At 68.8% G+C, this 14,009-nt stretch carries 7 protein-coding genes; 6 read left to right on the top strand and 1 reads right to left on the bottom strand.

Annotated features, from left to right (window positions below; translation table 11 throughout):
• Nucleotides 1-159: 159 nt before the first annotated feature.
• Entirely contained in the window at nucleotides 160-1,176 is a 1,017-nt protein-coding gene (locus QFZ58_RS31500) for a hypothetical protein (RefSeq protein ID WP_307128262.1), read from the top strand.
• Between the two features lie 296 nt (nucleotides 1,177-1,472).
• Here the strand turns inward: QFZ58_RS31500 and QFZ58_RS31495 are convergent, their stop codons facing one another.
• Nucleotides 1,473-2,468 (bottom strand): hypothetical protein, encoded by a 996-nt coding sequence (locus tag QFZ58_RS31495; RefSeq protein ID WP_307128261.1) that lies wholly within the window; start codon nucleotides 2,466-2,468, stop codon nucleotides 1,473-1,475.
• Nucleotides 2,469-3,179: 711 nt separating this feature from the next.
• On the opposite strand from QFZ58_RS31495, the gene QFZ58_RS31490 reads away from it, so the two are divergent.
• The 5 genes from QFZ58_RS31490 (at nucleotide 3,180) to QFZ58_RS31470 (ending at nucleotide 13,767) form a co-directional block, all read left to right on the top strand.
• On the top strand, nucleotides 3,180-4,808 hold the full coding sequence (locus tag QFZ58_RS31490) for a TIGR02677 family protein (protein WP_307128260.1): 1,629 nt from the start codon (nucleotides 3,180-3,182) through the stop codon (nucleotides 4,806-4,808).
• Nucleotides 4,805-6,130: a TIGR02678 family protein gene (locus tag QFZ58_RS31485; RefSeq protein ID WP_307128259.1), complete on the top strand. Its 1,326-nt coding sequence runs from the start codon at nucleotides 4,805-4,807 to the stop codon at nucleotides 6,128-6,130. Before QFZ58_RS31490 ends, QFZ58_RS31485 begins: the two co-directional genes overlap by 4 nt.
• The gene (locus QFZ58_RS31480) at nucleotides 6,127-10,383 is read left to right on the top strand and encodes a TIGR02680 family protein (RefSeq protein WP_307128258.1); all 4,257 of its coding nucleotides are present in this window, start codon (nucleotides 6,127-6,129) and stop codon (nucleotides 10,381-10,383) included. Before QFZ58_RS31485 ends, QFZ58_RS31480 begins: the two co-directional genes overlap by 4 nt.
• Nucleotides 10,380-11,660, top strand: coding sequence for a TIGR02679 family protein (locus QFZ58_RS31475; RefSeq protein WP_307128257.1), 1,281 nt, complete (start codon nucleotides 10,380-10,382; stop codon nucleotides 11,658-11,660). The genes QFZ58_RS31480 and QFZ58_RS31475 overlap by 4 nt, the downstream gene beginning before the upstream one ends.
• A gap of 649 nt (nucleotides 11,661-12,309) precedes the next feature.
• Nucleotides 12,310-13,767, top strand: coding sequence for a hypothetical protein (locus QFZ58_RS31470; RefSeq protein ID WP_307128256.1), 1,458 nt, complete (start codon nucleotides 12,310-12,312; stop codon nucleotides 13,765-13,767).
• The last annotated feature ends 242 nt before the right edge of the window (nucleotides 13,768-14,009 follow it).

Genomic DNA, 14,009 nt, shown 5'->3' with positions numbered 1-14,009 from the left:
GCAGGTGTTCTGCGGCATTGCACGGGTGAGATCGTCGAACCGTATGACCACTGCCCTCGGTGCGGTGACTTCCATGAGGTGCGCGCTGACCTCAACGGGCGCTTCGACTTCATGTGCGGCGCTGATCGGGCGGTTGAGGTCACACAGGTGACCAGCAGTGTGGCTGAGCAGAACCGGCGCTCCTGGGAGCCGTACCTCAGGGAACGTGCGATGCCCGAGTTAAATTTGGGCTGGCATGTGGTGTTCGAGAGCACAGCGAAGGCAACCTACGGGGGCCGCAAGGGGCACCCTCGTTTCAAGGATGCCCTGACCGTCGTCAGCCCGGCCCTGGCCGAGCTGGAACGGCGTGGCGTGAACCGCTTCGGCCCCGGCACGGCCTGTATCGAGCAGCCATTCCATGAGGAGGCGTGCCCGTACGGCGTCCTGGGCAATGCTGGAGTGGCCTCCGGTTGTTCCGTGCCCAGCGACACGAGTACCGGCTACATCAGCGCCAGCCTGCTGACAGGGTGCGACCAGATGCCGGCTTTCAACCCGGTTCACTGGGCCGGGAAGGCCGAGAAGAACCGACACCTGGGAAAGCCCCCACCGCCCTCTCCCCTCCCGGAACCTCCCCAGATGGGCCCCGTACTGTGGTCGTTCGATCCGGACTTCCTCGCTTCACTGGAGAAACGCCGGGCCGAGGACGAACGGAAGTCGGCCGAGACGACGCAAGCCCTTTTCCCCGGTCGCCACACCGATGCTGAACTAGCCGAACTGGCCCGCCGCGAGGTGAGCGAACGGATCGCCCTCGCACGATCCCTGACCTGGCGGACCGCGCTCCCGACGAAGCCGTCGCCCATCGCTGACGCCGACGGCGGAACGGAACTGGTGGACCTGCTGGAAGTCGAGTTCGGGCTGCACGAGGACCTGGCCCTGAAGCTCAACGCGGCTTCCGACCGATCGCGCCGAGAGGTGTTCTTCTGGCTCACCTGGATGCGTTCCTCCGCATGGCACCGTCTCGCCGCCCCGGGCCTGCTGCCCCAGCGGTCTCCGAACGTACCGGCCGGCATCACCGGCCTTTGGGTCGGCTGCCTGCTGGACGAGACCCACGTCCTGCACTGGGACCACGACACCGGCTGGACGCGCCACCCGCTACCGAACCCGCTGCCCATACCCCGATTTCCCGGCTGCCCCTGACGCAGACTGGACAGCGCAGCGGCATCTCGGCCCCCCTCCTGGGCCGGGGTCGGACTCTGAGGAGGGGCCCGCTTTCCAGCTATAGGCATGCTCCGCAGTTGTCCGAGTTGCTAGCCCTCGACTCCACCAAACTCCGCCAGGACAACCCCAGCCCATCCGGATGGCAACGCACGCCGGGCCAGCCGTGGTGGTCACCTCGCGGGGCGACCACCACGGCTGAAGCATCCGCTCGGCATGCGGTGGCGGGCCGTTCCCAGCCCATCACGCCGGCGTCACGGCTTCCTTGCCGACCCGGATTACGAGTCGTAGCGTTCGGTCACCACCATCGCCGTCCCTGCGAGTACCGCTCCCACGGGCGTCTCAGCCCACTCGGCGAGCAGCAGCGGCTTCTCGTCCACAGACTTCAGCAAGTGAGCGATCTCCTCGGCGGTCGGCGCGACCGGAAGGGCGCATCCGACTACGGCGTGGCCTGTCGCGCTGGTGTGGTTCCCGGGCTCCTCGTCGGGATTGTCCGGCACCCAACGGCTGACCTCGATCTCCCACGAAGCCTCGTCGTCGCCTGGTTCCGGCGCTTCGATCGTCAGGTAGAAGCCGTCGGAGTCATACGGCTCCACGAAGAGGCGACAGCTGGGGTCGTCGAGTGAAGCCCACACGTCACCGCCCTGGGAGTGCGCGGTGACCAGCACCCGGAGGGCAGCAACCGCCTTCTCCCGTTCCTCCGAGGTGAATTCCGACTCACGCCGGTCGAGCTGCTCGCGCGTCTCGTCGCTCAGCGTGTCCAGCCCGTCGTCGTACTTCACGAAGGGGTGGCCGAATTCCCAGCAGCGCTCGGTCCCCGGATCCTCCTCCGAGGAAGTTCCCGAGAAGTCCGCGAGTCCTGTCTGCAATCCGTGCTTCTCTGCCTCCAGTTCGGCCCGGATCGCTCTGCTGACCGTGTCGGGGAGAGCCGCCATGGCGCTTTCCAGGTCGACGAGCGCCTGATGAAGCCGTAGGCAGACGTACTCGAACCACAGACTGTGGGAACCATCGAGAAGAGCGGTGCGGGCGGCAGGGTCTGTGAGCGCGGCAAGCTGCGTACGCGGGTAATAGCCCACACGCCGTTCCCGGCAGTCGTGGATGCTGACAGGGACGGTAGCGAAGGCGGAAATTCGATTGAGGGCGTCGACGACCGGGCCCCCGAGGCGAGGCTCGGCAAGACTCGTCACAGTCTTGGATACAACGCCGTCCGGACCCTCGAAGGTCGCCAGGATCTGCGTCTTTCCACGGGTGGCGTGCTGAGAGTAGATGGTCACGGAACGCCTTTCGGCCGTCCGGCACACGACGGCCGGACAGAACAGGTGGGCAGGAAGCGGGTAGGAGGTGGTGGCGAGGGCGCTTTCCGACGCTCCGTACCTCAAGACGATCGGAGGTGGCCCAGGCACCGTCCCAGGCTCCATTCCTGCCCGCAGGGTAGCGCATACCCCGCGCTTCGCAAGCAGATATTCAGCGGGTCTGCCACACGAATCGGGTGACATCCGAACTGGTGCGCCTTGTGGGGCGGGTGGGACGGATTTCGCTGTGTCCAAGCCTCATCCGGAGGAGTTCCGCCAAGACGTCGTGCGGGTCGCAAGGAACCGCGGCGCGGGCCTGACGGTCGAACGGGTGTCCACCGCCTTTGGAGTCCACCCGATGACGCTTTGGAAGTGGATGCGTCGGACGGACATCGACGACGGGACCAAGCCCGGAACGGCCAGTCAGGAGAATACGGAACTTCAGGAAGCACGGCGGCGGATCAAACTGCTGGAGCAGGAGAACGAGATCCTGCGGGGGACTGCGGCCTATCTATCGCAAGCGCATCTGCCGGAAAAGGATCTACCAGCTCGTGAGAGAGCTGGCCGGGGGCGGGTTGCCCGTCACGTCCAGTTGATGCAGCCGGACTTCGCAACAATCAAGCCTGGCACACGTCCGCGGCATTTTCGGCCACTCAACGACGGCGCCCGGCTGCTCCGCGTAACCTCACCGGCATGGGGGCATCAGAATCCGGTCCGGGCCAGGACTCCGACGAGGAGGCACGGCGGCGGCTAAACGCGTACACGTACCTCAGCGCGCCCGAGCGGCTGGAGCACGTCGCGATCATGCGGGTCTTCTGCGGAACGCTGCTGGCGGATCTCGCCGTCCCGGACATCATGGTGAAACTGCGCCAGGCCGGAACTTTCGCCGCGGGGCTCGACGCCGACACCCTCACAGTCCGGCTGGAACAGCTGGTGGCCTGGGGAAACCTGCTGCGCAGCAGCCGCACGGTGAACGCGTCCAGCATCAGCGAGTACCAGCGTTCCCGCTCGCGCTACCAGCTGTCGAAACTGGGCGAACGTATCCAGCGGGACGCCGACGGGGTGCTGACCGAGGCCGACGCCGCCCGCGAGGTCAGCAACGAACTGCTGGCCCTGGTCGAGCGCGGACTACGGGAGCTGGCCGACCTCGTGACCGCGCCGGGCGGCGTCGAGCCGCAGGACGGGCTGGAGCGAATCAGCACGCTGTTCGTGCAGTTCGCCGAGTTCGCGGACTCCATACGCGACTTCTACGCCTACCTCGGCCAGGTGCTGTCCCGATACGACCTGGACAGCGCCGAGTACCAGGGCTTCAAGGAACTGCTCCTGGACTACGTCGAGGCGATCACGGAGGACGTGGCGTTCCGAGCGCCCCGGATCTCGGCGGCGTTGGACACGCTGTGGCCGCACATCCCGGCTCTGCTGGACCGGCTGGACTCCCACGCCCAGGGACTCAACGGGATCTCGACGCAGGCGCAGAGCGAAAGCCGCCCTGACATCCGGATCCAGCGCAGCCGGGGCCGCGAATTCGCGGACTGGGAGGGCCTGCGCGGCTGGTTCAGCAACACCGACGGCCAGGGCAGCCAGGTCGACCAGCTACGCGATGCCACTCTGCGCGCGTTGCAGTCGCTGCTCGCCAACGCCAAGCGAATGCTGCGGTCGGCCACCGGGGGGATGTCCCGGCGCAAGGATCTGCTGCGGCTGGCCCGCTGGTTCGACGAAGCGGCGCCGCAGGACGCACACGACATCGCCGTCGCCGCCTTCGGGCTGTACGGCGCCCGCCATCTGGGCATACCTCCGGCCACCGACGAGGTGGTGCCCGCCTACACGAGCTGGTGGACCGGTCCCGTGGTCGAGGTACCGGTGGCCCTGCGCGAGCGAGGCAGCCGGGCCCAGCGGGGGCGGGCCTCAGCGGTAGAGGACCACTCCGCGCAGAAGCGGCTGCTGAGGGAGGCAGCCCGTCAGCGGGCAGCGGCCAGAGCAGCGGCAGCCGACGAACTGCGCAGTGCGTCCGGCCGGTTCGCCGACGTACGACTCACCTCGGCGGCGCTCGGGCTGCTCCTGGAGCTGCTGGCCACGGCGCTCGGAAACGCACAGCTCAGCAGGCCCGTCAGCACGGACGGGGAGAGGACGGCGGGGTTCGACCTCGAGTCGGCCAGCAGTGAAGACGCCGAACTGCGTATCCGCCTCACCGTGCGCCGGACGGCAGGCACGCGAACGATGCTGTACTCGGCCGACGGCGACCTGCTGCTGGACGACCTGGAGCTGGACATCGGCCGCACCTCCGCCGCGGTCGACGGCGAAGCGGAGGCGAGCGTGTCATGACCCTCCCCTCGACTCACGACGTAGCCCTGGCAGCCGAGCGCCGCACCGCTGCCCGCTTGCTGCTCGCTCACCCGCTGGTCGCGTCGGACGGCCCCCACGCCGACCTCTTCCCGCTGATCCGCCGGCACGCCGACTGGCTGGGCAAACGGTTCCAGCAGGTGCTCGGCTACCGCCTGCTGGTCGACAGCTCCTACGCCCGGCTGTTCAAGGCGGGGCTGGGGGCGGGTTCGGGTCATCGGCTGGAGCGCTCCACCGGCACCCCGTTCACCCCACCCACGTACGCCTGCCTCGCGCTGGCCTTGTCCGTGCTGGTGACCGCGCCCGAGCAGATGCTGCTGTCCCACCTGGTCGCCGACATCAGGGCCGCCTCGGCCGACGCCGGGATCGAGCTGGAGGGAACGGGCCGGGCGGCTGGGAAGCGGACCCTGGTCGCGGCACTGCGCCAGCTCGTCGACTGGGGCGTGCTCATCGAGACCGAGGGCCAGGTGGCCGCACTCGCGCAGGAGACGGGCGGAGAAGCCCTGATCACGATAGACCGGGAGCTGGCACGCGTGGTCGTCGCCGGCCCGCTCTCCCAGGCTCGGAACGGCGCCGACCTGGTCCGGCGGGCAGCGGACCCGGGCTTCGGCGGACCACGCACCTACGTGCGCCGGATGCTCGTCGAGACACCCGTCGTCCACCTCGACGAGCTCACTGACGCCGAGCGTGACTGGCTGCGCACCCGGCAGCGCCGGGAGGCCCAGGCTTTCTCCGAACTCCTTGGTCTGGAGATGGAGATCCGTGCCGAGGGCGTGGTGCTGGTGGACCCCGAGGAAGAACTCACGGATCTGCACCTGCCGGGCACGGGGACCGTCGCACAGGCCGCGCTGCTGCTGGCGGAACGGCTCGTGGAACGCCTTCGGCCGCAGGAACCGGGGCATCCGGCGACCGGCGGGACACTCATCATCGGGGTGGCCGTCTCGGACGGCCTGGTGGACGAGGTGCTCGCCGAGCTCATCACCGAGTACGGGCAACGCAGCAACTGGCAACGCGGATACCTGGAAGACCTTCCCTCCCTGCGAGAGGCCGTACTGGACTTGCTGGTCCGCATGCGGCTGATGGCCCGCGCGGGCCAGCTGCGCGCCGAGGGCGAAGGACTGCCGGAGGGGTACGTCGAAGAGGCATCGGAAGGACGCACGGTGACCGATGTCCATGGCGCACGGCCCGGGGGCGACGGCTGGGTGCTGCTGGCTGCAGCGGCTCGCTACGCCACCCAAGTCATGGTGCGCCCGGCCACCTCAGTCGGCAAGGACACAGACGTTCAGGAGGAGTTGCCGCTATGACCACCGACGCGCGTGGCCTCGTTCCGCTGCCGCGTTCCGGAGCTGCGACAACCGTCGGCCCCACAAGAGACGGCGGCACCCGCTTCCGGCTGCACCGGGCGGGCATCCAGAACGTCTGGCAGTACGACGAGCAGGAGTTCTCCTTCGGCGACGGACGGCTGCTGCTGCGTGGCAAGAACGGTGCGGGCAAGTCCAAGGCCCTGGAGATGCTGCTTCCGTACCTTCTGGACGGCGACTCCCGGGCACTGGACGCGACAGGCACCGGCCGCACCACGCTCGCGTGGCTGATGCTGGACGGGTTCGAGCAGACCAACCGTCTCGGGTATCTGTGGGTGGAGTTCCGGGGCACAGCCGACGACGGCGGTCACCGCCACCTGACGCTCGGCGCCGCCATCCGCGCCTCGAAGTCGACGCAGAAGGCGCTGCCGACGTTCTTCGTCACCCCGCTGCGGATCGGTGAGGACCTGCATCTGGTCGAGGCGGGCAAGCCGCTACCGGTCGACCGGCTCAAGGAGATCGTCGGCTCCGACAACACGACCGACCGTGCGGTCCAGCACCGCTCACGAGTGGCCCGGGAACTGTTCGGCATCACCGACGCGACGCGTTACCGCAACCTCACACAGCTCCTCCACCGGCTGCGGCGCCCGACAGTCGGCGACCGCATCGAACACGGGGGTCTGGTCTCCCTGCTGAGCGAGACCCTGCCAGGGCTCGACGAGGACGTGGTCGAGAAGGTAGCGCGCAACCTCCACGACCTCGACGCCGTACGGGACGAACTCGGCCGCCTGGAACGCACCGACGCGGCCTTGCGCACGTTTCTCACCAGTTACCGCGGCTACCTGGCCGGGGTCCTGCGCACTTCCGCCCAGAGCGTGAGCCACGAGCTGGGCGTCCTCGCACAGCGGCGCCGGGCGGCCGGAGACGCCGCACAGCGGACGAGCGACCTGAGGACGCAGGAGGAGGAGTCGGAGGGCCGACTGGAGACCCTGCGCGACGAAGAGCAGAACGCCCGGACCGACCTGGCCGCCCTGCACGCCAGTCACGCCTACCGCAGCCTGCGCGAACTATCGGAGCGCCGCAGCACGGTGGAGGCGCTGCACACCGCCGCCGCGGCTGCGTTCACGACCTTGAGCAACGCGCACGATACGGAGGAGGGCTCGGCCGAGCGACTGGCCGAAGGCGTCGAACACCTCGGAAGCCGACTGGCCGAGCTGGGAAGCGAACATCGGGAGCTGCTGACGCAGGCGGAAAAGGCCGGGCTTCCCACCGGCCATCTCGGCGAGGCGGTGGCCCTGCCGCGAACGGTTCTCGCCCAGGCCACCGAAACCGCGTTGACGACTCCGGACGGGGAGACGCGCGCCGTACGGCACCGGTCGGCGGCCCGCGTGGACACGGTCACGGCTCAGGAAGGACTGCGGTCCTGGCAGGACCAGTTGCAGGACGCCGAGACGGTCGCGAGAAATCGGGCCCGGATGGTTCAGGAGGTGACCCGCCTCATCGCACGGGCGGACGAGGCCCGGGGCGCGGCAGCTCAGGCCGATGCCGAGCGCGAACGGCTAGAGGGCGAGGCGGAAGAGGCCGTCGGCCACCTCGACGGCAGCCGTCAGAAGGTCGCCGAGGAGAGCGGCGCCTACTCCTGTCAAGTCGCCGAGTGGGCGGTGCGCACTCGGACTGCACTGGGTCCCGACCTGCCGTCGCTGGACGCCGTCCACGCCACTGTCGGCCACGAGACCTCTACTGACGCGCCGTTCGTAGACCGCACACTGCCGCCCGCCATCGACAGCCAGGCGTGGCGGACCGCTCAGGCCGCGTTGGAGCCGTACGGCGAGGAACTCACCGGACGCCGGGACACATTGGCGCTCGACGTCGGCCGACTCGGTGAGGAACTCGACCGTCTGGCGGAGCAGAAGCGGGACTGGGAGCGACGTACCGACCCCGAGCCGCCGGCCCCACACCATCGTGCCGCCGCGAGGAAGCCGGGCAGTGGAGCACCTTTCTACCGGCTCGTGGACTTCGTGGACGAGCTGGCGCCGACCGACCGAGCTGGTCTGGAAGGGGCGCTGGAGGCGAGTGGAATCCTGGACGCGTGGGTGAGTGCGGACGGCGTCCTGCTCGATTCACGCATCCGGGACACTCTTCTCCAGCAGGGTCCCGTGCTGTCCGACGGACCGACTCTCGCCTCGGCCTTGCGCCCAGCCCCTGAACCGGGTTGCGGCATCACAACCGAGCAGGTTGAGGGTCTGCTGGCCAGCATTGCACTCGCATCGACACAAGAGACTTCCGCACACAATGCGGTTTTTTTCGACGGCAGTTGGCGTCTGGGCATACTCAACGGTCGCTACGACAAGGGCGACACCGAGTACGTTGGGGCCGCCGTACGGGCCGAGACTCGGCGTCGCATCCTCGCCGAGTTGGAGGAGCGAACCACGCAGACGGAACAGCGGCTGGACGACGTTCGCGAAGCGCTCGCCGTAGCCGATGCCACGCGTCGGGCTCTCACGCTCGCAGAACGGGATTTCCCCAGGGCGCGGAATCTCGCGGACGCATGGAGCAGAACCGAGTCAGCAGAACGGACCCTGCGCGGCCTGACCGCCAAGGCGACCCGCGCGGCGCGGCTGGCCGAGGAGACACGCGCTCTCGCGGTATCGGCGCGGACCGAGGCGGATTCCACTGCGACCGCCCACGACCTGCCCGGCGACCCGGCCACCCTAGACAGTGTGCGCACCGCACTGACCGGCCTGCTCGGCGGTATCGGGCATCTGCGCAGGGCCGTCAGCGGCACTGGTGGGCGGCTCGGTACCAACCAGGCCGATGCCGACCGGTACGGACGAGCCCAAGGGGATCGCCTGGCCGCGGACGAGAGCTACCGGCTCAACCTCGCCGGACTGCGCACCGCTGAGCAGGACCTGCGTACCCGCGAAGAGGCCATCGGATCGTCCGAGGAAGAGATCCTCTCCCGCGAGCAGGAGGCCAAACAGCGCATCGCGAACGCCGACCGCGCCCTGCCCGGGGCGCAGAAAGCCCGCGACGACCTCCACGACCAGCGCGTGCGCGCGGAAGAGGACGAGAAGCGCCTGCGCGGAACCCTGGCGGACCAGGAAACGACGGTCATCGACACCGGCAGCGCTCTTCGCACTGCTCTCGGCCGACCGGAGGTGGTGCTCGGCGCCGGCCTCGACCGGTCCTCGCTGCCCGAGTACGTGTCGGACGATCCCGGCGCGGACGTGCGCAGCCGTCTGCGAGCGCTGCGGGCCCTCGCCGACGCCGTGGAGCAAGCCCTCGGCCGCCCGAAGGGCGAGGTGTCGGACAGCACCCTGCTCAACCGTCACACCGATCTTCGAGATCAACTGGCCGGTGGGTTCGATGCGCAGCTGGAGGAGCGCGACGGGATCAAAGTGTGCCGGCTGGTCGACGACCACGGGTCTCATGACGTCGCGGCTGTGGGCGAGCGGATCGCGGTTCAGGCCACGGAGGCCCGAGGGCGGCTCACCGAGCGCGAACGTGAGGTCTTCCAGCGGTTCCTGACCGGCGAGCTAGGCGACCACCTCTCGGCGCAGGTCATCACCGCTGCGAACCTGGTCGCGGCTCTCAACGACACCTTGCGGACCGTGCGCACCTCCCACGGCCTCGGCGTCGAGCTGCTGTGGAAGCTGGACGAGGATGTGGACGCGGATGTACGCGCGGCCGTCGAGCTGCTGCGCAGTCCGTCGAGCCTCAGGACGCGCGAGCAGACCGAGCAGCTGCGCGAGGTGCTGCAACGCCGGATCGAGGACGCCCGCCGTGCCGACCCATCGGCCGGTTACGCCGCCCATCTGCGGACCGCGCTGGACTACCGCGACTGGTTCCGCTTCCACACTTTCGTGGTCGAGGACGCGGCCCCAGGCCGCCATAGGAAACTGACCGGCCGGACGGGGCTCAGCCAGGGCGAACAACGCGTGCTTTCCTACCTCGTGCTCTTCGCCGCAGCAGCCGCCCACTTCAGCAGCCTCGCCGAATCGGCACCTCACGCACCACGCCTGATCCTCCTGGACGACGCCTTCGCCAAGGTCGATGAACCCACCCACGGCCGACTGGGCCGTATCCTCGTCGACCTCGATCTCGACTTCGTCCTCACCAGCGAGCGGCTCATGGGCAACTGGCCCGAGGTTCCGTCCCTGCACATCTACGAGTGCCTTCGTGATCCCCACGTACGCGGGGTGGCCACCCTGCACTACACCTGGAACGGTCGGCACCGGCGTCTGGTGTCCGTATGAGCGGGCTGCCCGCCGCAACGCGCGACTGGCTGAAGGGACCCGGACTCGCCCGGCTGTGGCAGGGAGCACGTAAACGCCTGGAGAGCAACGGCGTACAGGCCACGGGTTCGCTCCGGCTGACCGCGATGAACGCCCAGGAACGCAACGATCTGTCCCTCCTACTGGGCAAACCCCTCACAGGTGCCGCTGCGACCATACGGCTCGACGTGCTCGACGCACGGCTACGCGCTTCAGCCGCCGGACTCGGACTCAGACGGACTCTGGAAGAACTCGGACCGCCACTCACCGACCGCCGTGCCGCCCGCGCGGACGTGGCGGCGCGGCGGGAGCGGGTGTGGTCGTCCCTTTCTTCGTCACTGGACGCCTCCCCGCTCGCTGACCAGGAATGGCCTCAGCAGTGGTACGACCTGCTGCGCCGTACCGGTGTTCCGAAAGGAGTGACACCTGAAGCGGCGATATGGACACTCCAGCAGGCGGTCCAAGTCCTCACCGCTCTCCTCGGCCCCGAAGGCACTGAACGCAACGGCACGCGCGGCCGAGGAGAACTCGCAGCCATGACGACCGGCTCCGCCCACGGCCTTGACGACGGCACCTGGCTCGCACGCGTCGTCCAACGCGGCGTCGCCCTCGCCCATGGCACCGAGTTCCCCGACGACGCCGCCGGCCGACGCGCTCTGTGGCGGCTGGTGTCCGTCACGCCGGACGAGGTCTCCAGCACGGTGCTCACCTACGGGCTGCGACCCGTCGGCGAGGGCTGGCGGGAGCGTGCTCTGCGGGAGCGGGCCGACCATCACTGCGAAGTTCATGTCACACCACGCGACCTCCGTGACTTCCGGCTGCAGCTCCCCGCCGCAACGCTCATTCACATCTGTGAGAATCCGCGTGTTGTGGAAGCCGCGGCGGACGCCGCCTGCGTCCGGCCCATCGTGTGCACCTCCGGCAGTGCCGCCACCGTGGTCGTCACGCTTCTCGACGCCCTCGCCGCCACGGGTTGCCGCTTCGCGTACCACGGCGACTTCGACTGGCCGGGGATCGCGCTGGCCAACCGGGTGATCCGCCGCTACGAAGCCCTGCCGTGGCGCATGGACACTGCGGACTACGAGCGCCTGGCCGCTCGCAGTCAATCCGAGGCCATCCCTCAACTGGCTCTCGACGGCGGGCCGGTCGACGCAGACTGGGACCCAGACCTCGCCCCCGCCATGACCGCCCTCGGCGTCGCGCTCCACGAGGAGGCCACCCTCGATCTGTTGGTGGCAGACCTGTCATGCCAGGTGTAGTGCGACGTCAGCATCATGCCGAACTCACCTGGATTGTCAGTCCCTTTCGGCATCATTGACGCTCACACCTGATACGACACCGTGCCCGGGTGGCGCTGACCAGAGGATCACGTCGCGGGGCGGTGCCGACGATTGGAGTCCGATGGCCGCGGCCAAACCACGCCTGTCTCTTCCTCACGACTTCCTGCGTACGGTCATCGCGCGGGCGTCCGACGATTCCCCGCCTACCCGCATGGCTGTCGAGGCGATTCGCGCGGCGCCCCCGGGCACGGATCGGGACGGCCTGGCCATGTCCCTTCTTACAGGACCGCTCGCAAAGTCCGCGCCCGAGTGGCTGTTGGCCATGGCAGTGGAGAGCGATCTCAGTCGCGAACCGCGCCCGCACACGACGTCCGAGCGCATGGACCTGACCCGCGTCGCTCTGTCGCACCAAGCCTGCCCGGAGGCATACAGGGCGCAGGTCCTGCAGAAGTGCCCTGAGCCGCGACTCGGTGCCCTTGGCCGGAGAGAGGGTGGCGCAGCACTCATCCACGCCGTCGTCGCTGAGCTCCGCCGGCGGTCGACATCGCGCCTGCCCATCGCCCCCGAGCTGCTAAAGGTTCCGACGCCCGCCCAGGTCGTTCTTGGTGAACACGGCCTGCACGAGGACGTGTTCGTCGCAGCCATCGACTGCCTACCGCTCGGGCCGGACAAGCTTGACGGCGAAGAAGACGTCGACGCGTGGATGGAGCGTCACCGCGCCGCATCCGACGCCTGGGAAAGCATGTGGGACGGCGTCCTACGGGTCCAGACCGAACATCACCGCCGCCTGCTGGAATGGTCCGCAACGCACCCCGCAGCCGACCGCGTGGTGCGTGAGCACCTGCTCGGATCCATACCGTGGCACGTAGAACCAGCCTTGTTGGAGGAAGTCGCGGCACACAACCTGGAGTCCTTCGAGCGTGCGGTCCTCGTCACCCGGATTTCCCGGTCCTGCCGGGACGGGCTGACGCCCACGCAGGCTCGGGAGCGCTACGCCGACGCGTTGGCGGCCGCGTCCCAGGACGAGCGCGACTACGTGGAACGATTCCTCGACGAGGAGATGCAGTCCGAGTCCATCCAGACCGTTCTTTGCCGCCTCGCCGTCGACTGGGTGGAGCGGGCAGGAAGCCAGACCTGGCGGTTCCTCCTCAACCCCGGAGAGGCCCGGCGTTACGGCCGGCCCCGAGAATGGCTGGCGTCCCAGGAGCTCGTCGCCGCCCTCGCCACGCGGTTCGCAACCATCTGCCTTTCTGCTCTGAACCTCTGGGAACCGGAACCCGCCTCGCGCTATCGGGTCGTGCGCGACCTCGGCTGGTTGCACGCACTCCTCGTCCATCTCCCCGAAGTCACGGAGGAGACGCGGCAGAGGGCGCGTCTTGTAGTTGAGGACACCAGGCGGTCCCTGGCTACCCGGTCCAGCGCATACGGCTACCCCTCCAACCATTCCGCGTGGGAAGAGAACCAACGGGCCGAGAAACTGATGGCCACCATCATGCCGCTCGTCACGGATCCCGTCCCTGCCCTGCCGGGCCGACGCACGGCCTCCCTCGGCGACCCTCAAAGCATCCGGTTCAGACAGCTTGCCGACGCCGACGAGGCCGTTCTCGTCGCGTACCTGGACCGGCACACGGGGAACGACGCGCTCGTCGAGGAGGCCCTGCTCTCCTTCGCCGCCCGCTCCTACCGAAAGTCCCTCGCCTTCGACGACGTACTGGCCCGCCACTCCGCCCCGCAGCAGACTCTGCTCGACCTCACCCTGCACCTGCGCAGGCGCCTGGGCGGCGGACCCGAACTGCGCGGAAGCTGGGCCGAGATCATGCTGGCCCGGCTCGAGTGCCCTCCGGAGCTGCTCCGGCTGCTGCCTGCCTGGTCAGCAGTCAAAGCACGCGGCCCGCGCTATGACACCACTCATCCTGCAGTCGCGGCCTACGTCTCCGAGGTGCTCGGCGACAGTGACGCGGCTTGGCAGCGGTTCGCAGCAAGCCCCATGTCGCACGCCGGCCCGGGCGCCTGGCATCGGCTGGGCGACCTCCTCGGCGCGGCGGTCGACGGAGTCGCGTGGCCGGCACCTCCGCCAGGACGCTGACGGCCTCCGTGTCGATCCAGCCTCAGCCTCGTGGACCTACACCCGATCGCCGCGCCACGTACGGAGAGGCGTCAATGGCAGGGTGCGGGCGGTTCGATCCCTGGGAGCCATCGGGGAGCCAACCCGCTTCCCGGGCCCCTTCGAAACCACCCGCGCCCGCGACACCCCGACGCTCTGAACAGGAAGAAGCGACTGCTGCATGATCAGGTCACACCTGACCTGGCTTGCTGAGAGGCGACCTG

It is taken from the genome of Streptomyces sp. B1I3, from assembly GCF_030816615.1.
Lineage (GTDB): Bacteria > Actinomycetota > Actinomycetes > Streptomycetales > Streptomycetaceae > Streptomyces.
Note: the sequence above shows the minus strand (reverse complement) of the source record. Positions and strands in the feature narration are given on the sequence as shown.